The 24,127-nt window shown below is 67.5% G+C and carries 19 protein-coding genes; 13 read left to right on the top strand and 6 right to left on the bottom strand.

Annotated elements, in window-relative coordinates; all coding sequences use genetic code 11:
• Window positions 1-35: 35 nt before the first annotated feature.
• The 10 genes from QM841_RS11500 (at window position 36) to QM841_RS11455 (ending at window position 11,075) form a co-directional block, all read left to right on the top strand.
• Window positions 36-1,010, top strand: a complete 975-nt coding sequence (locus QM841_RS11500; RefSeq protein ID WP_283332075.1) for an MsnO8 family LLM class oxidoreductase — start codon at window positions 36-38, stop codon at window positions 1,008-1,010.
• 113 nt (window positions 1,011-1,123) lie between these two features.
• Window positions 1,124-2,140 (top strand): LacI family DNA-binding transcriptional regulator, encoded by a 1,017-nt coding sequence (locus tag QM841_RS11495; RefSeq protein ID WP_005250920.1) that lies wholly within the window; start codon window positions 1,124-1,126, stop codon window positions 2,138-2,140.
• Window positions 2,141-3,145: a 2-hydroxyacid dehydrogenase gene (locus QM841_RS11490; RefSeq protein ID WP_283332074.1), complete on the top strand. Its 1,005-nt coding sequence runs from the start codon at window positions 2,141-2,143 to the stop codon at window positions 3,143-3,145.
• Window positions 3,142-4,359 (top strand): D-mannonate dehydratase ManD, encoded by a 1,218-nt coding sequence (gene manD, locus QM841_RS11485; protein WP_283332073.1) that lies wholly within the window; start codon window positions 3,142-3,144, stop codon window positions 4,357-4,359. Before QM841_RS11490 ends, manD begins: the two co-directional genes overlap by 4 nt.
• Before the next feature lie 5 nt (window positions 4,360-4,364).
• Window positions 4,365-5,900, top strand: a complete 1,536-nt coding sequence (locus QM841_RS11480) for a mannitol dehydrogenase family protein (RefSeq protein ID WP_283332072.1) — start codon at window positions 4,365-4,367, stop codon at window positions 5,898-5,900.
• 50 nt (window positions 5,901-5,950) lie between these two features.
• Entirely contained in the window at window positions 5,951-7,330 is a 1,380-nt protein-coding gene (locus QM841_RS11475; protein WP_280781293.1) for an MFS transporter, read from the top strand.
• Window positions 7,327-7,941, top strand: coding sequence for a bifunctional 4-hydroxy-2-oxoglutarate aldolase/2-dehydro-3-deoxy-phosphogluconate aldolase (locus QM841_RS11470; RefSeq protein WP_283332071.1), 615 nt, complete (start codon window positions 7,327-7,329; stop codon window positions 7,939-7,941). Before QM841_RS11475 ends, QM841_RS11470 begins: the two co-directional genes overlap by 4 nt.
• The gene (locus QM841_RS11465; RefSeq protein ID WP_283332070.1) at window positions 7,941-8,879 is read left to right on the top strand and encodes a sugar kinase; all 939 of its coding nucleotides are present in this window, start codon (window positions 7,941-7,943) and stop codon (window positions 8,877-8,879) included. The genes QM841_RS11470 and QM841_RS11465 overlap by 1 nt, the downstream gene beginning before the upstream one ends.
• A gap of 35 nt (window positions 8,880-8,914) precedes the next feature.
• On the top strand, window positions 8,915-9,985 hold the full coding sequence (locus QM841_RS11460) for an L-idonate 5-dehydrogenase (protein WP_283332069.1): 1,071 nt from the start codon (window positions 8,915-8,917) through the stop codon (window positions 9,983-9,985).
• A gap of 88 nt (window positions 9,986-10,073) precedes the next feature.
• A complete protein-coding gene (locus tag QM841_RS11455; RefSeq protein WP_283332068.1) occupies window positions 10,074-11,075 on the top strand; it encodes an MDR family oxidoreductase in 1,002 nt (333 codons plus the stop codon).
• Window positions 11,076-11,096: 21 nt separating this feature from the next.
• Here the strand turns inward: QM841_RS11455 and QM841_RS11450 are convergent, their stop codons facing one another.
• From QM841_RS11450 to QM841_RS11435, 4 genes are read right to left on the bottom strand one after another with little or no spacing between them, the layout of a single operon-like run.
• Window positions 11,097-14,318 (bottom strand): acetyl-CoA carboxylase family protein, encoded by a 3,222-nt coding sequence (locus QM841_RS11450; RefSeq protein ID WP_283332067.1) that lies wholly within the window; start codon window positions 14,316-14,318, stop codon window positions 11,097-11,099.
• A complete protein-coding gene (locus QM841_RS11445; RefSeq protein ID WP_283332066.1) occupies window positions 14,315-16,024 on the bottom strand; it encodes an AMP-binding protein in 1,710 nt (569 codons plus the stop codon). The genes QM841_RS11450 and QM841_RS11445 overlap by 4 nt, the downstream gene beginning before the upstream one ends.
• 33 nt (window positions 16,025-16,057) lie before the next feature.
• Window positions 16,058-16,684, bottom strand: a complete 627-nt coding sequence (locus QM841_RS11440; RefSeq protein ID WP_283332065.1) for a TetR/AcrR family transcriptional regulator — start codon at window positions 16,682-16,684, stop codon at window positions 16,058-16,060.
• Window positions 16,685-16,724: 40 nt separating this feature from the next.
• Window positions 16,725-17,951 carry a cytochrome P450 gene (locus tag QM841_RS11435; protein WP_283332064.1) on the bottom strand — a complete coding sequence of 409 codons (1,227 nt, stop codon included), beginning with the start codon at window positions 17,949-17,951 and terminating at the stop codon, window positions 16,725-16,727.
• 250 nt (window positions 17,952-18,201) lie between these two features.
• On the opposite strand from QM841_RS11435, the gene QM841_RS11430 reads away from it, so the two are divergent.
• Complete coding sequence (locus QM841_RS11430) at window positions 18,202-18,762, top strand: TetR/AcrR family transcriptional regulator (RefSeq protein ID WP_283332301.1); 561 nt, start codon at window positions 18,202-18,204, stop codon at window positions 18,760-18,762.
• On the opposite strand, the gene QM841_RS11425 is transcribed toward QM841_RS11430, so the two are convergent.
• Window positions 18,740-19,279, bottom strand: a complete 540-nt coding sequence (locus QM841_RS11425; RefSeq protein WP_283332063.1) for a nitroreductase family deazaflavin-dependent oxidoreductase — start codon at window positions 19,277-19,279, stop codon at window positions 18,740-18,742. The two genes, QM841_RS11430 and QM841_RS11425, sit on opposite strands and share 23 nt — an antisense overlap.
• 181 nt (window positions 19,280-19,460) lie before the next feature.
• Here QM841_RS11425 and QM841_RS11420 point away from each other — a divergent pair, with 181 nt between their 5' ends.
• Window positions 19,461-19,928, top strand: coding sequence for a DUF6069 family protein (locus tag QM841_RS11420; protein WP_283332062.1), 468 nt, complete (start codon window positions 19,461-19,463; stop codon window positions 19,926-19,928).
• Here QM841_RS11420 and QM841_RS11415 read toward each other — a convergent pair.
• A complete protein-coding gene (locus QM841_RS11415; protein ID WP_283332061.1) occupies window positions 19,925-20,575 on the bottom strand; it encodes a TetR/AcrR family transcriptional regulator in 651 nt (216 codons plus the stop codon). The two genes, QM841_RS11420 and QM841_RS11415, sit on opposite strands and share 4 nt — an antisense overlap.
• A gap of 470 nt (window positions 20,576-21,045) precedes the next feature.
• Between QM841_RS11415 and QM841_RS11410 the strand changes: the two genes are divergently transcribed.
• Window positions 21,046-24,117, top strand: coding sequence for a protein kinase domain-containing protein (locus tag QM841_RS11410; RefSeq protein WP_283332060.1), 3,072 nt, complete (start codon window positions 21,046-21,048; stop codon window positions 24,115-24,117).
• Window positions 24,118-24,127 lie beyond the last annotated feature (10 nt).

Genomic DNA, 24,127 nt, shown 5'->3' with positions numbered 1-24,127 from the left:
GAAATACCGCCGGCAGGACGGCGGTTCCCCCGAGGGTGAAACTCTCGATTCTGGACCGGTCCCGCACGCGCCGGGGTGCGCCGGACTCTGCCGCGCTGACCGGGACGATCGAGCGGGCGGTGCATGCCGAGCAACTGGGGTTCCATCGGTTCTGGGTGGCCGAGCACCACGCCGTGCCGGGCATCGCGAGTGGGTCGCCGCCCGTGCTGCTCGCGGCCCTCGGTGCCCGCACCGCCCGGATCCGGCTGGGCTCGGGTGGTGTGATGCTGCCGAACCACCAGCCCCTCGTGGTGGCCGAGCAGTTCCTGATGCTCGAGGCGATTTACCCGGGCCGGATCGACCTGGGCGTCGGACGGTCGCTGGGATTCACGAAGCCGGTACGCGAGGCGCTGCGCCGCGACCGCAACGCCCCCGACACGTTCGCCGGCGACCTCGACGAGGTGCGGAGCTACCTCGAGGGCAAGGGCGCCGTGACGGCCCGGCCCCACGTGACGAGTCCACCGCCGATGTTCGTTCTCGCTACCCGGCGCGGGCTCGACTTCGCCGCGAAGGCCGGTCTGCCGGTGGTGGTCGGTGGTCCGGTACTCGGAGGGTCGGGCGCCAACGTCCCGGAACTGGACCGGTACCGCGACAGCTTCGTCCCGTCCGCCGGAAACCGGTCCCCGTACGTGGTCGTCTCGCTGGAGGTGATGATCGCCGAGGACGCAGACCGGGCCCGTGAACTGCTGCTTCCGGAGGCGTGGGCGCTGGCACAGTCGAGCCGGACCGGCGAGTTCCCGCCGCTCGAATCGGTCGCGGACATCCGGGGGCAGGCGTGGACTCCGCGGCTGCGCGAACAGGTCGACGCCTCGATCGCGAACTCCATTCACGGCACCGCCGAGCAGGTGAGGGTCGCGCTCGAGGCCCTGGCCGCGCGTACCGGTGCGGACGAACTACTGGCCTCGACGTCGACGTTCGACCGGGCCGCGCTGTTCGAATCCGATCGGCAGTTGTCGCTCCTGGACGTGTGAACTCGCACGACGCACACGGCTTGCTGCAAGCCTTGCGCAACTATTGACAATCTTGCGCAAGCGGGTGAATAGTGTGTGTCGGCAGTCACAACGAACAGTGAGGCGGTAGCACCGTGGCACCCACCTTGACCGAGGTCGCACAACGCGCAGGGGTATCCCTGTCCACCGCGTCACGGGCGTTCAGTGCCCCGGACCGGATCGGACCGGACACGCTCGCGCGGATCATCGCGGTCGCCGACGAGATCGGCTACCGGGCGGCGTCACCGACCCGCACCGACGTCGTGCGCCCCACCGCCACCACCGTCGCGGTCGTGGTACCCGACATCGGGCACACCGTGTTCGCGAGCTTCGTGAAGGCGGCGCAGGCGCAGGGGTGGCACCGGCGCCAGACCGTGCTCCTCACCGACACCGACGGCAGCGCCGACCGTGAGCGTGAGGTTCTCGGCGAGTTGCAGGGGCGCGTCGACGCACTCGTGGTCTGCGCTCCGCGGCTGCCTGCATCGGACATCGTGCAGCTCGCCGGCGACACACCCTTGGTGCTCGTCAACCGCTCGTCACCCGAATGCGATTGCATCGTGGCGGATTCGGAAGACGGAATTCGCCAGGCCATCGACTACCTCGTCGCCCTCGGACACGAGCACCTCGCGTATGTCCAGGGCTCGCCTCAATCCTGGTCGAACCAGCGCCGCGTCGCCGCGGTCGAGGAATTCTGCAAGGCCCGCGACGTGCAGCTGAGTCTGCTCGGCTGGCAGCAGGAAACCCTCGCGGGTGGTCACGCCGCAGCGGCGAGCGTGATCGCGACGGGCGCGAGCGCCGTGATCACGCACAACGATCCGATGGCCATCGGAGTGATGAACGGCGTCCGCGCAATGGGCTTCTCGGTGCCAGCGGACCTGAGCGTCGTCGGCATCGACGACTCGCCGCTGGCCGAACTCGCCAGCCCCGCGCTCACAAGCATCAATGTGCCGATGGCGCGAGCCGGCGTGCTGAGTCTGGACCTGGTGTTCCAGCGCGCGAACGAGCCGGACTCCGATATCCGAGAAATCCATCTCCCCACTCAACTGGTCGTCCGGGCTTCGGCCGGACCGGCGCACGATCGGGTGTTTCGCCCCGGAAAAGAGAGCCGCTAGATGAAAATCGTTGTTGCCGACAGCAACCTGATCCCGCACCGACCCCGGCTCGAGGCCGCAGTTCCGTCCGATGCACGGTTGTCCTGGCACGACAGCTTCGACGAGGCCGCCCTGATCGACGATCTGCGCGACGCCGACGTCTACGTCGGGGGAAAGTTCACACCGTCCATGGCGTCGGCTGCAGAGCGGCTGCGTCTCGTCCACGTCGCCGGTGCCGGCACGGACAACATCGCGTTCGATGCCCTGGCACCGGACGTGCTGGTGGCGAACACCTTCCATCACGAGAAGTCGATCGCCGAATACGTCGTGGCGGCCGCGGTGATGCTCCGGCGCGGCTTCGTCGCGCAGGACACGGCGCTCCGGCAGGGCGTCTGGGCGACCTCGGTCTACGACGACCTTCTCACGCAGTCGAATTCGCTGCAGGGCGCGCGGGTGGGCTTCGTGGGATTCGGCCACATCGGCCATGCCACGTGGACTCTGTTCCGAGCATTCGGCGCGACAGGAGCGGCCGTGACCGGTCGTGGCAACGTCGACGCGCCGAGTGCGGGACTGGACTGGGCGGCCGACGTTTCCCAGCTCGGGCGTCTCCTCGTCGAATCCGATGTCGTCGTGGTGTCCGCACCGCTCGACGACCGGACGCGGGGCATGATCGGCGCCGACGAACTGCGCGCACTCGGCAGCGACGGGGTGCTGGTCAACGTGGGCCGCGGACCTCTCGTCCAGGAGCAGGCCCTGTTCGACGCACTGTCCTCGTCGACCATCGCCGCTGCGGCCATCGACGTCTGGTACGACTATCCCGGACCCGACGGTCGCGGGAGGCCCAGCGCTCTGCCGTTCTCCGAACTCCCCAACATCCTGATGACACCGCATTCTTCCGGAGTCTCACAGCAGACTTTCGTCGGCCGCGTCGACGACATCGCCGACAACATCACTCGACTCGCTCGCGGTGAGCAACTGCGCAACGTCGTCGCACCCGCGGTCGGCTCGAAAGGATCACGGGCATGACCGACAAGATCATCTCCGCGGACGTGCTGGTCTGCAGCCCCACCCGCAACTTCGTCACCCTCAAGATCACCACGGCCGACGGCGTCGTCGGCTACGGTGACGCCACGCTCAACGGCCGTGAACTGTCCGTCGCGTCGTATCTCCGGGACCATGTGGCGCCCTTGCTGATCGGGCGTGACGCGGCGCGGATCGAGGACACCTGGCAGTACCTCTACCGCGGCGTGTACTGGCGGCGCGGGCCCGTCACGATGGCCGCGATCGGAGCCGTCGACGTCGCCCTCTGGGACATCAAGGGCAAGACCCTCGGTCAGCCCGTCTACCAGTTGCTCGGCGGTGCCGTCCGCGACCGGGTGCTCTCCTACACCCACGCAACCGGGTGGGACGCGCCCGCGTTGCTCGACTCGGTCGACGCCAAGCGCGCGACGGGCTTCCAGGCGATTCGAGTGCAGTCCGGGGTTCCCGGACTGGATTCGGTGTACGGCGTGCACCAGGGCGCCGCCGGATACGAGCCCGCGAGTCGCGGCGCCCTGCCGGTCGAGGAAGTGTGGGACACCGACGCGTACCTCAACCATGCACCCCGGATCCTCGAAGCCGTCCGTGAACACGTCGGCCCCGAACTCAAATTGCTCCACGACGCCCACCATCGGCTCACCCCGCAGCAGGCCGCGCGACTGGGGAAGTCGGTCGAACACGTAGACCTGTTCTGGCTCGAGGACGTCACGCCGGCCGAGAACCAGGACGCACTGCGCCTGGTGCGCAACCACACCACCACACCCCTGGCGATCGGGGAGGTCTTCAACACGATCTGGGATTGCCAGCACCTGATCACCGAACAGCTGATCGACTTCATCCGGGTGGCCATCGTCCACGCGGGCGGAATCAGCCACGTTCGCAAGATCTTCGCGCTCGCCGAGGTGTACCAGATTCGCGGCGGACCGCACGGCCCGTCGGACGTCTCGCCGATCTCCCTGGGAGCGAGTCTGCACCTCGGTCTCGCGACGCCGAACTTCGGAATCCAGGAATACATGGGTTACGACCCGCTCGTCAGCGAGGTCTTCCCCCACGCGTGGTCGTTCTCGGACGGGCACCTCACCCCCGGCGACGTTCCGGGCATCGGAGTGAGCATGAACGAGGAACTCGCGGAGCAGTATCCGTACGAGCAGGCCTATCTCCCGGTCGCCCGGCGCCGCGACGGCTCTATGACGGATTGGTGACGAGCATGTCCGAACCGACACTTTCGCGCCGAAACGTTTCCGCTGCGGCGTTGATTCACCGGCGGGTACCGGAGGGGACCGGGATCGTTCACCTGGGCCTCGGCAACTTCCACCGCGCACACCAGGCGGTGTACACCGCGCTCGCGATGGAACGGGAACCCGGACCGTGGGGCATTCTCGGTGTGGCGAGCCGCTCGAGCACCGTCGCCGACGCGATGAACGCGCAGGACCTCTTGTACGGCGTCGTCGAGATCTCGCCGGACGGTGCTCGTGTGAGCGTCCCGGGTTCGCACACCGGAACGCTGGTGGCCGAGCAGGACCCGGAGTCGGTCGTCCGCGCGATCGCGGACCCGGCGACGAAGATCGTCACGATCACGGTGACCGAACACGGGTACACGGTGTCACCCGAAACCGGGTCCCTCGACCTCGATTCCGACGTCGTTCGCCGCGACCTCGGCGAGGTGCGGACGCCCCGCACCACGATCGGGCAGATCGCCCGCGGACTGGCCCTGCGGGCGAGCACACACGCCGCCCCGGTCACGATCCTCAGCTGCGACAACCTGCTGTCCAACGGGCGCCAGACCGAAAGACTCGTCCGCGAGTTCGTCGGCACGTTCGCCCCACCTCTCCGCGACGACCTGCTGTCCTGGATGAACTCGTCCGTGACGTTCCCCAACTCCATGGTGGACCGGATCGTGCCGTCCGGCTCGGACCGCTACAACGCGACGGCACGGGCACACCTCGGCGTGCGCGACACGATCGCCGTCCCCGCGGAGCCGTTCACGATGTGGGTCATGGAGGAGCGGTTCCCCGCCGGCCGTCCCGCCTGGGAGCACGGTGGCGCGCTGTTCACCGACGACGTCGAGCCGTACGAGCTGATGAAGGTCCGACTGCTCAACGGGACACATTCGCTCATCGCCTACCTCGGCGCACTCGACGGGCGCGCCACCATCCCCGAGTCCGTTGCGCAACCGTTCGTCGAGGCCGCAGCGCGGCGGATCCTCTGCGACGAGTACCTGCCGACGGTCACCGTTCCCGCATCGGTGGACACGGACGACTACATCCGGCAGCTGTTCTCGCGTTGGTCCAATACCGCTCTGGGACATCGCACCTCGCAGGTCGGATCCGACGGATCGGTCAAACTGACGCAGCGCATCCCGATCCCCGCGCTCGAACACCTCGGCCGCGGTACGGTCCCGCAGTACCTTTCTCTGACGGTGGCGGCATACCTCTGCTGCATCGCCCCGCCGCCCGGGTTCGATCCCGGCCCCCACGCACGATCCATGACCGACCCCGCTCGACCGCGCCTGGCAGGAATGGCCGACAACGCCGCGTCCACTACCGAATTCGTTCGCTCCGTCTTCGTCGACGGAGGTCTGTTTCCCAGCACTCTCGCTTCGCACACCGACTTCGTCTCGCGGATCGCCGACTTCGTCGACATCATCGTCCGTCACGGGCCGGCAGTCGCCGCCGGCGAAGCATCCGACCCGGTCCCGGACCTCGGGACGATCACGTCGCTGCGGTCCAGCGCGACCATCTGACTCCCTCACCCCTTGCCCGGACTATTCCGGGACCACCAATGGAGGAATCCATGGACACTACACTCGACCCCACGGTGAACCCGAAAACTCCCGGCCGCGGTGGCGGTACACCCCAGACAGACCCGTCCGCGGTCCGCCGGGCGGCGTGGGCGGGGCTCATCGGCACCACGCTCGAGCAGTACGACTTCGTCATCTACGGCACCGCTTCGGCGCTGATCTTCAACACCCTGTTCTTCCCGAACATCTCGCCCGCGGCGGGCATCCTCGCGAGCTTCAGCGCCTACGCCGTCGGGTTTCTCGCCCGGCCGCTCGGCGGCCTGTTCTTCTCGCGGTACGGAGAGCGTCTCGGCCGCAAGTGGGTGCTCGTCGCGACGCTGATGCTGATGGGCGGCGCGACACTGGGTATCGGCCTGCTGCCCACTTACAGTCAGGTCGGGCTGCTCGCACCCGCGCTCCTCGTCGCATGCCGATTCTTCCAGGGGTTCGGAGCGGGAGCCGAACAGTCCGGCGGTGCAACCCTTCTGACGGAGACGGCACAGATAGGCAGGCGAGGTAGGCTCGCCGCCCTGGTGATGACGGGAGCCGCACTGGGCACGGCGCTCGGCGCAGTCGCGTGGATCGCCGCGCAGCTTTTGCCGGAAGAGCAGCTCATGTCCTGGGGCTGGCGTCTCGTCTTCATCAGCAGTCTGTTCGTCACGGTCGCCGCGTTCGTCATTCGTCGCAAGCTCAACGAGAGCCCGGTGTTCCAGGAACTCAAGGAGCAGCACCAGGTTCCGAAGACGCCGGTGAAGGAGATCTTCGCGAACGGCAAGAAGCCGCTGTTCATCGTCATGTTCATGACGATCGGCATCAGCGCGCAGTCGTACACGTACCAGGTGTTCATGGCGTCGTACCTCAAGAACGACGTGCACGTCGACCCCACGTTCATTCCCAAGGTGCTGCTGGTCGGGGCCATCTGCGGCGGCATCGCGGCATACGGGTTCGGGCGTCTGTCCGACCGGGTGGGCCGCAAGCCGGTCTACATCTCGATCGTGATCGCCCTGATCATCCTGCCGGTGCCGACCTTCCTGGCCCTGAACACCGGCTCACACCTGCTGATCACGATGGCGATGATCGTCGGCTTCATCCTGGCCTGCCAGGGCGCCGTCGGCGTCACCATGAGCTACTTCCCGGAAATCTTCGGCTCCCGCTACCGCTACGCCGGCGTCACTCTCGGCCGTGAATTCGCCTCGATCTTCGGGGGCGGTGTCGCACCACTGATCTGCGCGGCCCTCGTCACGGCCTTCTCCGGCTCGTGGATCCCCGTGGCCGTCTACATGATCGTGATGGCCGTGACCGTTCTGATCGCCTCGACGATGGCACCGGAAACCCGCGACCGCGACCTCACGCTGGCCGCCAACTCCACCGACCGGGAGGTGACGGCGGCATGATCGCCCCCGTCATCGCGGTGCTGCGCGCCGCGCACGCCGACCGGTATGCCCCCGTGGTGACCGTCCTCGCCGAGAACGGGGTGCGCGCCGTCGAGCTGACGATGAGCACGCCCGGCACCCTCGAGTCCCTGAGCAGCATCCGGCGCACCGCACCCGACGGCGTCGAGATCGGGGTCGGGACGGTCACCACCGTCGACCAGGCCCGCGCCGCCCTCGACGTGGGTGCCGACTTCCTCGTGACGCCGACGACCAACCTCGACGTCATCGCCACGGCCGTCCGTGCCGGAGTTCCGATCTACCCCGGCGGATTCACCCCGACCGAACTGTGGAACGGATGGGACGCGGGTGCGACTGCCGTGAAGCTGTTCCCGGCGTCGGTAGTCGGGCCGGAGTACATCGGGCACCTGCGCGGCCCCTTCCCCGACATCCAGGTGGTTCCCTCGGGTGGGGTGGGCATCGAGGACGTCCCCGCGTGGTTCGCGGCCGGAGCGGCGGCGGTCAGCCTCGGCGGACCGCTGATCGGGGACGCACTCCGCGGCGGCGACCTCGGGCAGCTGGCCGAACGATGCCGGCGCCTCGGCGACGTCGTCGCCGAACTGGAGGTCTCGTGATGACGGTGCTGACATTCGGCGAGACGATGGCCCTCACCAGGGCGGTGGACACCGGACCGCTCGCCCACACCGCCACGCTCCACCTGGGAATCGGCGGCGCCGAATCGAACTTCGCGATCGCGCTGCGGCGACTCGGCGTCGACGTCACCTGGATCGGGCGCGTCGGCCAGGACAGTTTGGGTGACCTGATCGAACGGGAACTCCGGGCCGAGGGAATCACCGCCGACGTCATCCGCGATCCGGATGCTCCGACCGGACTGATGGTGAAGGAGCGGCGAACCGCCACCGCCACCCGCGTCTGGTATTACCGGACCGGCAGCGCGGGGTCGCGGCTCACGATGTCGGACATCGCGGACGACCACCTCGAGTCGGCGTCCCTGCTGCACGTCACCGGCATCACCCCTGCCCTGTCCGACACCGCCAGGAAGACCACCCTGCACTGCGTCGAACGGGCGCGCGCACTGGGCATTCCGGTGTCGTTCGATCTCAACTATCGCCGCGCGCTGTGGTCGCCGGACGACGCGGCCCCCGTCTTCCGTGAGCTGATCGCGTTGTCGGACATCGTCTTCGCAGGTGAGGACGAGGCTGCGATCGCGGTGGGCGAGGGCACCCCCGCCGAACTCGTCGCCCGAGTCCGCGACCTCGGACCACGCGAAAGCATCCTGAAGCTGGGCGACCAGGGATGCCTCGCGATGGTCGACGGAGAGACGTACTCCCTGCCCGCGGTGCCGGTGAGCGTGGTCGACTCCGTCGGGGCCGGAGACGGTTTCGTCGCCGGCTACCTCGCGGAACGACTGGCCGGTGAGGCACCCGCCGACCGCCTGAGAACCGCTGTGACGGTCGGGGCGTTCGCGTGCACCGTGTCCGGCGACTGGGAGGGCATGCCGCGCCGGGACGAACTCGGGCTCCTCACCACCGCGGAACCCGTCACCAGATGACAGGCTCCGACCTCCGACAGAACTGGACTTCACCGATGAACACCAGCCCGACCGCCGCTTCACACGCCACCGAGGTTCCTACGCACGCGCAGGCGGTCGTCGCCCACGGTGCGCAGGACCTGCGCGTGGAGGAGGTGCCGATCGCCGCACCGAAACCGGACGAAGCGGTGATCCGCATAGCCTATGGCGGGATCTGCGGATCCGACCTCCACTACTGGCAGCACGGCGCCGCCGGCGAATCGATCCTTCGCGCACCGATGCGGCTCGGACACGAGGCGTCGGGAACCGTCCTGATCGGCGCGAAAGACGGAACCGGTCCCGGCGCAGGCACCCCCGTCACCATCCATCCCGCGACCCCCGGCGGCGACAGCGCGAAATATCCGGCCGATCGCCCCAACATCTCGCCCGGATGCACGTACCTGGGCAGCGCGGCACATTTCCCGCACGCGGACGGGTTGTTCGTCAGCCACGTCGCCGTCCCGACCCGCATGCTCCGGGTCCTTCCCGACGGTCTCGATCTTCGTCTGGCGTCACTGGCCGAGCCGGCGAGCGTGGCGTGGCACGCGGTCGCGCGGGCAGGGGAGGTGAAGGACCGGTCGGTCCTCGTCATCGGTGCCGGACCCATCGGCGCGCTCGTCGTGGCAGTGCTGAAGCGGGCGGGCGCCGGGAAGATCACCGCGGTGGACATGCACGAGTACCCGCTGAGGATCGCGCGTGCCGTGGGTGCGGACGCGACGCTCACCGCCGCCGATGCCGACGCAGTCGCGGCGGTGGAAGCGGACGTCACCATCGAATGCTCCGGCAACCATCGCGGTCTGGCATCGGCGATCCACGGGACGGCCCGCGGTGGCCGCGTCGTGATGGTCGGTCTGCTTCCCTCGGGGGATCAGCCGGTACCCGTGTCGATCGCGATCACCAGGGAACTCGATCTGGTCGGCTCGTTCCGGTTCAACGACGAGATCGACGAGGTGGTGGCCGCCCTCGCCGACGGCTCCCTCGCGGTGGATCCGATCGTCACGGCGGAGTACGACGTCGCCGATGCGCTCACCGCCTTCGCGTCAGCCAGGGATGCGTCCTCGTCGAGCAAGGTGCTCTTGCGGTTCTGATCCGGGGATCGTCGCCCCGGCCTCGTCTGCGGGACACGGCTGTCGCATGATGGTCTCGACGCACCCCCGAGGTCAGGAGAGCAAGCTGATGAAGGAATTCACCGCCTGGATCGCTCGCGAGAACGAGGGCGCCATCGGCCTCTCCCAGGAGACGGTCGACGAGTCGTTCCTGCCGCCGGGCGAGGTCACCATCCAGGTCGAGTACTCCAGCGTGAACTTCAAGGACGCACTGGCGCTGACACCGAAGGGTGGAGTGGTCCGCGAGTACCCCATCGTGCCCGGCATCGACGTGGCAGGCACGGTCGTCGAGTCGCAGTCCCCGGAGTTCTCCGTCGGTGACACGGTCGTCGCGCACGGTTACGACATCGGCACCGCCCGTCACGGCGGGTACGCGCAGTTCGCCCGCGTCCCGGCCGACTGGGTGGTGAAACTCGACGGCATGTCCACCCGCACCGCCGCCGCGATCGGGACCGCCGGTTTCACGGCCGCGATGAGCGTGGAGGCGCTGCTGTCCCGCGGAGTCGAGCCGGGCAACGGTCCGGTGCTCGTGACCGGTGCGAGTGGCGGCGTCGGCACCGTCGCGATCGACCTGCTGTCCGCGGCGGGCTTCGAGGTCGTCGCGTCGAGCGGAAAGCCGGAGAAGGCGGAACTGCTCACCGAACTGGGCGCAAGCAAGGTGATCGGCCGCCTCCCGGAGCCCGACACGAAACCGCGTCCGCTCGGCAAGGCCCAGTGGGCCGCCGCCGTCGACTGCGTCGGCGGCGCCACCCTCGCCCACGTGCTCAGCACCATCGAGTACGGGGGCGCGGTCGCGGCGAGTGGGCTGACCGGCGGACCGAAGTTGGAGACCACGGTCCTGCCGTTCATCCTGCGGGGTGTCAGCCTGCTCGGCATCGATTCGGTGCAGTACCCGATCGAGCAGCGGCGCCGGCTGTGGGGCCGTCTGGCGTCCGACCTCGCGCCGTCCCGGCTCGAGTCGATCACCCACGAGGTTCCGATCGCCGACGTCGTCTCGGTGATCGACCAGGTGCGCGCAGGCACCTACTCCGGCCGGGCCGTCGTGGGCGTCGCCCCTGTGAGTACTTATTAACGTCCCGCGGTTAATAAGTACTCACGGGTGCCGGAGGCGCACGATCCAGGCACGGGAGTCGGCCGGGTCGATCACGTCGTCGAGTTCGAAGATCGTCGCCGCGTTCAAGGCCTTCCCGTGCTGGTAGGCGGCGTCGACGAGTTGCGCGAACGCGGTGTCGCGCTCGGCGGGGTCGTCGATGGCCTCGAGTTCCTTCCGGAATCCGAGCCGCACCGCGCCCTCCAGCCCCATGGCCCCGATCTCGCCGGTCGGCCACGCGATCGTGAACTCGGACGCGTGGAAGGAGCCGCCCGCCATGGCCATCGCGCCGAGGCCGTACCCCTTGCGCAGGATGATGGTCCCGTACGGCACGGTCATTCGCGCGCCCGCGACGAACAGCTTGCCGAACCGGCGAACCGTGGCCTCCTTCTCCGAGTCGGGGCCGACCATGAATCCCGGTGTGTCGCACAGCGAGACGACGGGCAGACCGAACGATTCGCACAGCTCCAGGAAGCGGGCCATCTTGTCTGCCGCGACCGCGTCGATCGCGCCGCCGAGGTGGTGGCTGCTGTTCGCGACCAGCCCGTACGGCGCCCCTTCCACCCGGATCAGCGCGGTGACGATGCCGACGCCGTGGTCGCGGCGTAGTTCGAGGACCGAGCCGACATCGGCGATGGATTCCACGGCACTGCGAACGTCGTAGGCGCGCAACCGGTTCTCCGGGACGACGTGGCGTGCGAGCCGCTCGTCGGGGGCCTCCCAGTCGGGGAGTGCGCCCTGGAAGTACGACAGGTACTTCCTGGCCAGTTCGACGGCGTGCGCCTCGTCCCGGGCGAGCAGATCGATGACGCCGTTGCGCCGCTGCACGTCGACGGGTCCGATGTCCTCCGGCCGGTACACACCCAGTCCGCCGCCCTCCACCATTGCCGGGCCGCCCATGCCGATGTTCGCGTCGGGGGTGGCGATGAGGACGTCGCAGACTCCGGCGAGGGCGGCGTTGCCCGCGAAGCAGCGGCCGGAGACCACTGACACCAGCGGAACTTTCCCGTTCAGTGCCGCCAGCGACCGGAAGGTGTTCAGGTCCAACCCTGCTGCCGGGCCGGCATCGGTGTCGCCCGGCCGTCCGCCGCCGCCCTCGGCGAACAGGACGACCGGGACCTGCTTGCGGCCGGCGAGTTCGATCACCCGGTCCGTCTTCGCGTGGTTGCGCATGCCCTGGGTTCCGGCGAGCACCGTGTAGTCGTACGACAGCACGACCGCCTGGGCGTCGCGCGAACCGAACACGTCACCGTTGACGGTGGCGAGCCCGGCGACGAGACCGTCGGCGGGGGTGTTCTCGATCAGGTCCTGCTCGGAGCGGCGGCTGCGCTGCGCGGCCAGGACGAGCGGTCCGTATTCGACGAAGCTGCCGGGGTCGACCAGATCGTCGATGTTGGCGCGTGCGCTGCGCCTCCCGAGTTTCGTGCGTTTCGCGATCGCGGCGGGCCGGGCGGCGTCGAGGGTCACCTCGTGCCGCTGCCGGATCTCCGCCAGGTCCGCGCGCTCACGATCCAGATCGGTTGCGCTGTCGGCGACGTCGCCGGCCTCCGATCCCGTGCGGCGGATCACGACCAGCGGGTCGCCGGCGTTGACGTTCTGCCCGGGCGACACGAGATTCCGCTCGACCACCGCACCGGCGGGTGCGGCGATCACGTGCTGCATCTTCATGGCCTCGAGCACCACGAGCTGGGCACCCGACTCCACCGTTGCACCGTCGCCGGCCGACTCCACGACGGTCCCGGCCATGTGGGCGCGCAGCACGTCCTCACCCGCCCGCAACTCGAGTGCTTCCGACGCCACCTCCGCCGGCTGGTGCACGTGCGCGGCGTCGACGAGCGCGCTCATCCGCTCAGTCAGATGGTCGGTGCCGACGACGCCGTCGGCGAAGCCGGGATCCGCCAGAATCGCCCGGAGGAAGCCGATATTGGTGGGGACGCCCTCGACGACGAACTCGGCGAGCGCCGCATCCGCCTTGCGCACCGCGGCCGAGAACGACGGGCCCCGCGAATGCACGATCACCTTCGCGAGGAGCGAGTCGTACCGCGGGCTCGGCGACAGTCCGGGCCGGCCGTAGGTGTCGACGCGCACACCCGGTCCCGTCGGCGGCGAGAAGACGGACAAGGTGCCCGCGGCGGGAACGGCCTGACCGTCGGGGCGCATCGTCTCCATGTTGACGCGGGCCTGGACGGCGATTCCGCGCGCGGCAGCGGGGGTGCCCGACGTGTCGAGCCCCACGGCGCTGACGCCCTCGGGCAGCGACAGATCCCCGTAGTCCGCACCCCGGGCGATGTCGATCTGCGCGGCGACGAGGTCGATCCCCGTCACCTCCTCGGTGACCGTGTGCTCCACCTGGATTCGGGGATTGACCTCCAGGAACACGAAGCCGTCCCGGGACACCAGGAATTCGACGGTGGCGAGTCCCCGGTACCCGACACTGGCGCACAGCCGGGCCGCGGCCTCGTGCAGTTCGCTGCGCAGTCCCGGGTCGAGCCCCTGCGCGGGGGCGATCTCGACGAGTTTCTGGTGGCGGCGCTGCACGCTGCAGTCGCGGTCACCGACGGCCCTGGCCCGCGTCACGCCCGCCTGAGGGGCCGCCACCACCTGCACCTCGATGTGCCGGGCGCCGTCAAGGAGTGCCTCGGCGAACAGTGCGGGGTTGCCGAATCCGAGTTGCGCCTCGGACGCGCACAGCCGGTACTCCTCCTCGATCCGGTCCGAGCTGCGGACGGCACGGATGCCGCGACCGCCGCCGCCCGCGAGCGCCTTGATCATGATGCCGCCCGGGTGTTCCGCGAAGAACGCGCGGACGCCGTCCAGGTCGGTGGGACCGTTGGTCGCGGCGAGCACCGGCACCTTCGCGGCCACCGCGGCCTCACGCGCCGACGACTTGTCGCCGAAGATGTCGAGCACGTCGGGGCTCGGACCCACGAAGGCCAGTCCGGCCTCGGCGCAGGCGCGTGCGAAAGCGGCGTTCTCGCTGAGGAATCCGTATCCGGGATGCACTGCCGTGGCACCGAACTCGGCGGCCGCGTCGAGAATGGCCCGAGGATCCAGGTAGGCGGACGGGCCGGAACCGCGGAGCGCGACCGCTTCGGTTGCCGCGCGCACGTGGGGGCTGTCCGCGTCGTCCTCCGCGTAGACGGCGACGGTGTCGACCGACATCTCCTCGGCGGTGCGGATGATGCGGAGCGCGATCTCGCCACGGTTGGCGACCAGCAGGGTCACTTGTACTCCTCGGCCAGGGCGAACAGGTCGGCCTTGCGGACCTTCCCGGTCGCTGTCATGGGTAGTGCGTCGAGCACCTCGACGGTGGGCACCTTGTAGGTGGCCATGTTCCGGGCGGCCCACTCTCGCAGTTCCTCGCCCGAGACCTCACGGTCGGGCAGGAGCTGAACGAACGCGAACGGCACCTGGCCTTTGCCCGGATCGGGCTTCGGCACCACCGCGGCCGACTGGATGTCGGGGTGCAGCATGAGCAGTGCCTCGACCTCGGAGGGGAACACGCTCATTCCGTTGGTCTTGATCATTTCCTTGTTGCGCGCCAGATAGTGCAGTGCGCCCTTATCGTTCAGCTTGCCGACGTCGCCGGTCTGGAGCCATCCGTCGCGGAGCGCGGCAGCGGTGGCGTCGGGTTTGCCGTAGTAACCGGTGAGCAGCGACGGACTGCGCACGACGATCTGTCCGGCTTGCCCCACCGGCACGGGCGCCCCGGCCTCGTCGACGATCAGCACGTCGGTGCCCGGAACCGGGAGTCCGCAGAACACGGGTTCGCTGAGCAGGTCTTCGTCGTCGGTCTGGAAACCGAGTGTGATGGTGTCGGCGGTGTGCGTCTCCGTCATCCCGTAGCTGGCCTCCCGCAGCACGTGCCCAGTGGCGTCGCGCCAGCGGCCGCGAATCGCGGGGTCGAGCTTGAGCACGAACGACACGGCCATCGCGTTGTCCAGCGTGGAGAAATCACGTTCGGTGAAGCCGGGCAAATCCATCAGTTCGACATAGTTGTCGACCGTCCCGACCATCGACGTCACCCCACGACTGTCGACGAGGGTCGCCGCGGCATCCGGGTCCCAGCGGTTGAGGAGCACCACGGTGCCGCCGTTGATCAGCGGATACAGGATGCCGAAGTCCTCGCCGGCGATCCAGAAGATGGGCAGGAACCCGAGGACCACCGGGGGAGCCTCGCCCACCTGCCTGCCGCCGGCCAGTGTCGCGGTGGCTGCGGTGTAGACCATGTGCGCCTGGGTGTGTTTGCAGCCCTTCGGCATCCCGGTGGTGCCTCCGGTGTAGTTCAGTGCCGCCAACGCGTCGGGGTCCATCGGAATAGGCTCGGCGCGTGCGGAGTTCACGATCTCCGCCCAGTCGGTGGGCGCGGAGGTGAGGGGGAACGGCGGTGCGACGCCGGGTTCGGCGGGCAGCAGGTCCGACAGGGCGGTGATCGCGACGTGCCGCAACGCCGTCTGGTCGCGCACGGATTCGATCATGGCCGCGAACGAATCCTGCGTCAGCAGGACCTCCACGCCGGCGTCGTCGAGTTCGTACGCGAGTTCGTGCTCCCGGAACAGCGGATTGATCGGGACGTGGACGGCGCCGATCTTCAGGATCCCGAGCATCGCCACATGGAACTGCGGACAGTTGGTGAGATGGACTCCGACGCGGTCACCGGCGGACGCGCCCCGCTGCAGAAGCCAGCCGGCGAAGCGGTCGGAGAGTTCGTCGAGTTCGGCGTAGGTGATCGCACGACCGTAGAAGTCGATCGCGACAGTCTGCGGTCGTGCCGTCGCCCAGTGCCGCAGGTAGTCGATCACGGTGCGGCCCTCGATCGGGTACTCGACTGTCCGCGGTACCTGCGGTGGCCACGCGGCGTCCTGGAGTTCGCGTATCTCGGCGAGGGCCGATTCCAGGGCCGTGAGGTCACTCGAAGGCGAAGTGGGCATACCGAACTCCCGATTCTGTGCGGATTGTCGTTGTCAGGCGAAGCCGATGAGTCTTTCGGAGATGGCGGTCAGGTCGGCGGTGTACCGGCGCTGTTCACGGGCCGTCGCGTCGACCAGCCGGGCGGCGCCCGCGAGCTGGGCGTCGGCGAGGGTCTGCGCGATGCGGGCGGGCGGCGCGCACGGCGTGACGTCGCACGTGGCGATGATGCGCTCGATGAACCGGGTGTAGCGGCGGATGAGCCGGGTCTGCACGGTGGTCCAGCTTCGGCCGACCTCGGGGTCGAGCCGGGCGCGATGCCTGATCAGTTCGAGGACGCGTCCGTTGGCGTACACGGCTTCCACGAACGCTTTCGTGGTGGTGCGCAGCACCTCTCGCAGGTCCTCGCTCGCCGGTCCTTCCACGTGCTGCGACTCGAGGAATTCCTCGCACACGTCGGCGGCGACGGCGTGGAACACCTCGTCCTTCGACGAGAAGTAGGCGTAGAACGTTGCCCGCGACACATCGGCCCGGGTGGTGATCACCTCGACGGTCGTCCGGTCGTAGCCGAGTTCGGCGAAGCAGGCGCTCGCGGCCCGGAGGAGTTCGCGGCGGCGGGGACCGTCGTTGTCTTTCCGCGCCGACCGCGCCCGCTCCTGAGCCTCGCTTGTGGTCACGGTCACAGTATGTGTTGATATTGACGTCAATGTCAATCACTGCGTGTCACATCTGCTCGAGTCGGAGCGGGAGCGCGCTGTGGCGCCGCACGAACAGGCTGGGGACCCACCGTGGCTCGGCGTCGGCGGCGAGGGAGAAGCTGTCGGTGCGCGCGAGCAATGCGGTGGTCGCGGCGAGCGCTTCCATGCGGGCGAGCGCCGATCCGACACAGAAGTGGACGCCCTTGCCGAATGCGAGATGCGAACGGATGTGCGGCCGGTCGAGCACTATCTCGTCCGGACGCTCGAACACGGCCGGATCCCGGTTGGCCGCACCCCACAGCAGGAGTAGATGGCTACCGGCGGGCAGTTCGACGCCGCCGAGCGTGGTGTCGGCAAGCACGTGCCGGTGATGCCCGCGGAACGGGGACTCGAGACGAAGTGCCTCGTCGAGGAACGCGTCGACGAGTGCGGGTTGTTGCCGGAGCCGGGACTGCAGTCCGGGGCGGGTGGCGAGGAGGCGTGCGGCGCCCCCGATCAGCCCCGCGGTCGATTCGCCGCCGGCGCCGACCAGCTGGACCAGGACGAGTGTCGCCACGTCCTCGTACAGTTCACCGGCATTGCATGCGTGCGCGAGGACGCCCAGGAGATCCTCGCGTGGGTCGGTCCTCGCGCGCACGAGTTCGGCCCGTAGATAGCCGGCCAGTTCGGCCGCGGAGGTGACGAGGGGACCGAGGCGATCCGCGGCGACGACCCCGCCGAGCATCTCCGTGCTGTCGTAGGCCCACGTCAGTAGCTGGGGTACGTCCGACTCGGGCAGGCCGATGAGATGCGCGACCATCGCGAGTGGCAGTCGGTCGGCCATCGCGGACGCCCAGTCGATCTGCCCGCCTCGCAGTCCCTCGTCCCACAGAGTGTCGACGAGTGAGTGCACGGTCGGGGTGAGCGCGCGGATGCGGCGGCCGAGCGTCGTGAGCACGAGTGTGCGATGGTGCAGGTGCGCCGGGTCGTCGGCGGTGGCCAGCACGTGCAGGGCCTGACCGCCGCCGTCCAAGTCGAACGTCGCGGGCGGTCCCGACGGTTGCTGCACCAGCACACCGGTGAGGTTCGACGAGAAGACGTCGGTGCGGTTCGCCGCCTCGGTCACGAGATCCCACGTCGACACCAGAAAGAAGTCGGTGCCGGCGACCCGGTGGACGGGGGAGTGTTCGCGGAGGATCCGGTAGAGCTCGTTCGGTTCGTCGAGATGGACGGGATCGAAGATGTCGATTCCGTGGGTCGGCGAGTGGGCCATCGAGGACTCCTTGTTGACGAGAACCTGTTACAGATGATCACAGTTCGCGCCGAAGGAGGGTGCTGTCAAGGGTGGCCAGAAGACTGCGATGCCGCTGTTCAGCCGCAAATTTCCCGATGTCTCACCACGAGTGGATCCGGAAACATCGTCGCTGATCACGGATGCAAATTGAAGAACATGTTCTAGAATTGTGTGGAGATCCGTCTCATGGTGAGACAAAGTGAGAATGACGTGTCGAACGGTGGAGCGGGTGGAACACGCGGATTGGTTGACCGGCGGCAACCGGCGGGTGCTCGCCGTCGAGCGGATTCACGCCGCCGCGGCCGACCTCATCCGCGAGCGGGGCATCGACGGCGTGGGTGTCGACGAGGTCGCCGCGCGGGCAGGGTGCTCGCGCGCGACGTTCTATCGCTACGTCGGCGGCAAGCGGGCGCTCGTCGACGCCGTGATGTCCCGCGCCGCCGGAGCCGTGGCGGACCACGTCGAGCAGTCGCTGGAACCGTTCGAGAACTCGGAGCGGATCGTCGAGGCGATACTCGCGTCGGTGACCGCGATCCGCGCCGAGCCGACACTGGCCCGGTGGTTCACCGGGTCACGGTCGAGAAGTACGGACGAGTACCTGGCCCGCGCACCCGAACTCGGCCGGGTGGCGATCTCGCTCACCCGCATCGCGCCCGACGAGGAGGCGGCGGGGTGGATCGTGCGCATCGTCCTGTCGCTGTTGACCTGGCCATTGGGCGACGCGGCCGCCGAGCGTCACGCCGTCGAACGCTTCGTGGAGCCGGTCTTCAGGATTCGCGAAACTCCGTAGTCGGTCGCGTGGGCTCGAGCACGAACAGCCGGAACTCACGTCCGCCGGACCGTCGATGCTCCATGAGGTAGCCGGGCCAGTAGTCGACCACCAGTTTCCAGAGATTCTCGCGTTCGTCCCCGGTGACCATCCGGACGCTCATCCGGGATTCGTGCGACCCGGCCTTCACCTGGGCCTCGTCCGCCGCACGCAGATTGACCGACCACGTCGGATGCTCGGGACGTCCCCAATTCGAGCCGGTGACGATGTACCCGTCCCCGTACGGAATGCACAGAAGGGCCGTCGTGCGCGGGGTGCCGCTCTTGCGTCCCGGGACCGTCACCTGCACGGACTGCAGTCCGGCTATGCCGATCAGGCTCACCCGGTTGCCGGTCCACCCGCGCAGGTGCGACTCCAGCCAGATGATGATCGGCGCCATCCGCATCACCCATTCGCGGGTGCCGAGCCAGCGCGCGAGTATGCGGAGGGGGTTGCGGAGCCCCCGCGGTCGGGAGGGTGTGGTGGGGGCAGAGTTCATAGTCGCCATCTTCCCTCAGATGATCGACCGGGGCCGACCGCGATGAGTTTTGCGTACCGCCCGGGTCTACCTGTTCGGGTCTCACCGAAAAGACCTCGATTTCAAGCCTTGACCCAAACAATGGTTGAGGTTGCAGGATCGGTCAGTAGCACTTCGAGCCACTCGACAGGGAGAAACGAACATGTCCAGCACTGGAACCACGATTTCTGCAACCACGACCTCACGGATCAACCCGATGACGCTCGAACTGAGCCGCCCGTGGGCGATCGCCGCGACGACGATCGGCGCGCTCGTCCCCAACCTGGTGATCTGGCTGCTGGGATTGGCTGCCGGCGGTTCGTTCGAGATGACTGATGCCGGCAAGACCAGCAGCGTGGCGCCCGGCGGCGTCGTCATGCTGACGGTCATTCCGATACTGATCGGAATGACACTGGCCGCGCTGATCTCGCTGAAATGGGTGGCCGTCATCCGGCCGGCCGAAGTGATCGGCGCCCTGCTGCCGCTCGCGACGATCGCCCTGACCATTCAGGCCGACTTCGACACCGCCAGCACCATCGCGCTCTCGGCCATGCACGTGGTGATCGCCGTGGCGGTCGTCGCGGGCCTGGAAGCGATGCGGCGACCGCTGGTTCGCGCCGCGCACGTCTAGGGGGTGCTGTTCACCGGCGCATGAGCCTCGATGGTGAGTGCGATGTGCTCGACGATCCGCTTCTGCGAGATCTTCGGGCTGCCGGTGAGCCAGCGCTGGTACAGAAAGGCGATCGCCCCGAACAGGGCAATCGCGTTCAGCTGGGTGTTGACGGCGTCGCGGGGTGCGCCGTCGACACCCAGCATTGTCAGTGCCGCCGTCATGGGAGTCGTGAACTCGGTGACGAGTTGTTCGCCGCGCTGGGCCAATTCCGGCACGGATTGCGACTCGACGAACATGACGCGTCCCCGCCGCCGGTCCTGGGCGATGTAGCCGGTGAACGCCTTCACGACGTGGCGGACGAGTTCACCCGGATCGGCAGGGCCCGTCTCGAGAGCCCCGACCAGGGTGTCCCTCGCGCCCAGGACGACGTGGTCGAGGAGTGCGACGAGCAGCGCCTCGCGATTGTCGAAACTCTCGTAGAAGTAGCGCTCGGTGAGGCCCGCCTGGCGGCAGGTCGCGCGCATCGTCGTCGCTGCCGTTCCCTCGGTTCCCATGATCTGTAGGCCGGCTTCGATCAGTGCCGCACGCCTCGCGGCGCGGCGGTCGGCCGGCTCCCGGCCACGCCATTTGCGCGGCGCTCCACGAGGGTTCTCGCTGTCGGTCATGCCGTCATCGTCTCATCGATCCCGGTAACGATCGGGGTGCCCGCGCGACGGGGAGTTTTCCGCCGACATCGGCCCGCGTCGCTTCGGCGTCGCAGTGCGGCGACTGCTCGACAACCTGGCGTCTCGCGGCGTCTTGAAGTGATCGCACCGGTTCACGATCTGCGAGCAGTGCGACGCACCGCTCGCCAGGCGTCCAGTGAACGCTCACTGCCCACGCACATTGGCTTCGCGTCATTGGTTTCGACCGACGTAGGTGATGCTGATCGCGGTCAAGTATTCGCCGGCGCCGAGGGTACGGGTGGCGTCTCTCGACCGACCCCGCGACGGCGGCGCGAGAAGTAGTGGCTCACCTTCCGCCTCCATCTCGAACGCCGGGTAGATTCACAATCGAGTTGACGTTTGTGACGACGATCTCACTAGGTGCGGTGAACGCATCGCCGAGGCGCTGTCACAGGTCGAACTCACAGGCTGTGAGTGGTGTGATCGTTGAGGATGGTCGATTGAAGACACGGCGAGACGACGCGGCTATTGAACGTGAGTTGACTGCGGCGGGGTTGACGGAGGCGTACGAGATCGGTCGTGGCGGGTTCGGGGTGGTATATCGGTGTCTGCAGCCCTCGTTGGATCGCACCGTCGCGGTGAAGGTTCTCACCGGGGCTATCGACGACGAAAATAGGTCCCGGTTCTTCCGAGAGCAGCGTGCGATGGGTCGCCTGACCGGGCACCCGAACATTGTCAATGTCCTCGAAGTCGGTTCCACGGCGAGCGGCCACCCCTTCATCGTGATGCCATATCACCCCTTGGACTCGCTCGATACGTTGATTCGGCACGACGGTCCCTTGAGCCCTGATCAGGTGCTGCGACTGGGGATCAGAATCGCGGGTGCCGTGGAGACCGCCCACCGACTCGGGATTCTGCACCGCGATATCAAACCCGGCAATATCTTGCTCTCGAGCTACGGAGAACCGGCCCTCACCGACTTCGGTATCGCACACATCACCGGCGGGTTCGAGACCGCGAAGGACACGATCACGGCTTCGCCGGCGTTCACGGCTCCCGAGATCTTGAGAGGAGATCCGCCTACGCCGGCCTCGGACATCTACGGCATTGGCGCGACCCTCTTCTGTGCCTTGACCGGGCACGCGGCCTTCGAACGCCGGTCGGGTGAGCAGGTCGTGGCGCAGTTCGTCCGCATCACGAGAAATCCGGTGCCCGACCTGCGGGAACACGGAATTTCCGATGACATCGCCGCAGCGATCGAACGCGCCATGGCCCGCGATCCCCGAGACCGTCCCGGAAGCGCTGTGGAGTTCGGCGACGAGCTGCGGGCCATCCAAGCGCGCAACGACGTCGACGTAGATGAAATGGCGCTGCCAATAGAGCGGCCCGTGGCGCCGCTCGGCCGACGCGACGCCGCCTCGACAGCATCCACCGAGGAGAGCTCAGGTCACCGAACCGCGCGTCAGAGTCGCCCGGGGAACCTTCCCTTGGAGTTGACCAGCTTCATCGGCCGCCAAGACGAGCTGTCCGAGGCGAAGAACATGTTCCGCACTGCACGGCTCGTGACATTGACGGGAATCGGAGGAGTCGGGAAGACGCGCCTCGCCTTGCGAATCGCCGCTGACATGCGAAATGAGTTTCCGCACGGCGTATGGCTGGCGGAGTTCGGCGAAGTTCTGGACGAGTCGCTTCTCGTCGACGTGATCGCACGGGCACTCGGCCTGAGAATCAGTCATTCGGAGCCCATGGAAGAGATCGTCGACTTTCTGATCGATCGGAAACTGTTGATCGTGCTGGACAACTGCGAGCACGTGATTGCACCGGTCGCGCGATTCGCAGAAGCGGTGGTGCGAGCTTGCCCGGACATCTCGATCCTGACGACAACGCGCGAGCCCCTGAACATCGCCGGTGAGTCCGTCTTACGTGTGCCGCCCCTGAGCACACCTGACGCCGATCACGAACCCGCATTGATGGCATCGCCCAACTACGATGCGATCGCCCTGTTCGAGGAACGTGCCGCTACCGCGGTGCCAGGTTTCGAACTCTCCGACGACAACGTCGACACCGTGGTGCAAATCTGCCGGCAACTCGATGGCCTGCCGTTGCCCCTCGAATTGGCAGCAGCACAGTTACGGGCGATGTCGCTCGATCAGATCGCTCAGCGGCTAACCGACCGATACAAGCTTCTCACCCACGGAAGCCGGGCGGCGCCGGCCCGCCAACGCACCCTCCGTCTGTGTGTCGAGTGGAGTTACGACTTGTGCACGCCACTGGAACGGCGAATCTGGGTCAACCTCTCCACCTTCGTCGGGAACTTCGAACTTGATGCGGCGGAATTCATCTGTGAGGAAATTGGACAAGACGAACTGCTCGACGGCGTATTTTCGTTGGTCGACAAATCGGTTCTCGTCCGGCAGGAGCACGGCAGTGCGGTAGGTTTCCGAATGTTGGAGACGATCCGTGAATTCGGCCGCATGAAGGCTCGCGAGTCCGGGGACTATGCGAAACTGCGTCGTCGTCATCACGAGTGGTATCGACGACTGGTACTCGACGCCGAGCGCGACTGGATCAGTGTCCGTCAACTCGGGTGGATCGCACGACTCGGTCGGGAACAGTCGAATCTCCGCGAGGCCATGGAGTTCGCGGTACTCGAGTCTGATGAGAGAGAGCAAGGGGCTGCACTGGAGCTCGCGACGGCGCTGTTTCCATTCTGGCTTTCCCGCAACCTTCTCAGCGAGGGGCGGTTTTGGCTGGATCGCGCCTTAAGCTCATCACCGGCGCGGGCATCGAAGGATCGAGTCAAGGCCCTCTATGCCGATAGCGTGCTTGCTGGAATGCAGGGTGATTTTTCCGCGGGGTCGAACCTCATCGTCCAGGGTGAGTTGCTTGTCGCTGAAATGTCGGACCCTGTCAGCGACGCCCGCATTGCCCACGCGAATGGAATTCTCGCACTCTACAGAGGCGATGTTTCGCAGGCGGCTGAGCGACTGGAAGAGGCTCTCGAAGTCTTCAGCGCCCGGGACGAGGTCGGGGTGCGGGTGTGGATCTTGATGATGTTGGGTGTGGCTTGGGAGCTGAGTGGCAACAGCGAGAGATCGGTCGCTTGTCACCGCGAGGTTCTCGAGATCACCGAATCACGGGGAGAATCGGTGTACCGCTCGTATTCACTGTGGGGGATGGGCATTGCGGTATTTCGGCAAGGAGATGTCGTTCGCGCAGACCAGTACCTGGGAGAGTGTCTGCGGTTGTGTCGTCTGATCGACGAGCCGCTCGTAGCTGCGGTATGCCTGGAGACCGCGGCGTGGATCGCCGGTCGTCAGGAGGATTTCGACCGGGCTGCGATGCTGTTGGGTGCGGCCGATTCGTTGGGATCTGCGGTGGGAAGCTCGCCTCTTCTTTTCCATCAGCTTCGCACTTACCACACTGAATGTGAGGATTCAGCCCGCAGCAGTTTCGGCGACAAGGAATTTCGATCCCGGCGCCGTAAAGGCGCGCGGATGGGTGCGGAAGCAGCGATAACCCTTGCTCTTACCGATTCCTGAAAAGTCTTGC

The organism is Rhodococcus sp. IEGM 1307, assembly GCF_030056915.1.
GTDB classification, from domain to species: domain Bacteria; phylum Actinomycetota; class Actinomycetes; order Mycobacteriales; family Mycobacteriaceae; genus Rhodococcus_F; species Rhodococcus_F opacus_D.
Note: the sequence above shows the minus strand (reverse complement) of the source record. Positions and strands in the feature narration are given on the sequence as shown.

Excerpts from the sequence above, each read along its gene's own strand:
- QM841_RS11490 (WP_283332074.1), top strand. The coding sequence starts at position 2,141 with ATGAAAATCGTTGTTGCCGACAGCAACCTGATCCCGCACCGACCCCGG.
- manD (WP_283332073.1), top strand. The coding sequence starts at position 3,142 with ATGACCGACAAGATCATCTCCGCGGACGTGCTGGTCTGCAGCCCCACC.
- QM841_RS11480 (WP_283332072.1), top strand. The coding sequence starts at position 4,365 with ATGTCCGAACCGACACTTTCGCGCCGAAACGTTTCCGCTGCGGCGTTG.
- QM841_RS11475 (WP_280781293.1), top strand. The coding sequence starts at position 5,951 with ATGGACACTACACTCGACCCCACGGTGAACCCGAAAACTCCCGGCCGC.
- QM841_RS11470 (WP_283332071.1), top strand. The coding sequence starts at position 7,327 with ATGATCGCCCCCGTCATCGCGGTGCTGCGCGCCGCGCACGCCGACCGG.
- QM841_RS11465 (WP_283332070.1), top strand. The coding sequence starts at position 7,941 with ATGACGGTGCTGACATTCGGCGAGACGATGGCCCTCACCAGGGCGGTG.
- QM841_RS11460 (WP_283332069.1), top strand. The coding sequence starts at position 8,915 with ATGAACACCAGCCCGACCGCCGCTTCACACGCCACCGAGGTTCCTACG.
- QM841_RS11455 (WP_283332068.1), top strand. The coding sequence starts at position 10,074 with ATGAAGGAATTCACCGCCTGGATCGCTCGCGAGAACGAGGGCGCCATC.
- QM841_RS11445 (WP_283332066.1), bottom strand. The coding sequence starts at position 16,024 with ATGCCCACTTCGCCTTCGAGTGACCTCACGGCCCTGGAATCGGCCCTC.
- QM841_RS11435 (WP_283332064.1), bottom strand. The coding sequence starts at position 17,951 with ATGGCCCACTCGCCGACCCACGGAATCGACATCTTCGATCCCGTCCAT.
- QM841_RS11425 (WP_283332063.1), bottom strand. The coding sequence starts at position 19,279 with ATGAACTCTGCCCCCACCACACCCTCCCGACCGCGGGGGCTCCGCAAC.
- QM841_RS11420 (WP_283332062.1), top strand. The coding sequence starts at position 19,461 with ATGTCCAGCACTGGAACCACGATTTCTGCAACCACGACCTCACGGATC.
- QM841_RS11415 (WP_283332061.1), bottom strand. The coding sequence starts at position 20,575 with ATGACCGACAGCGAGAACCCTCGTGGAGCGCCGCGCAAATGGCGTGGC.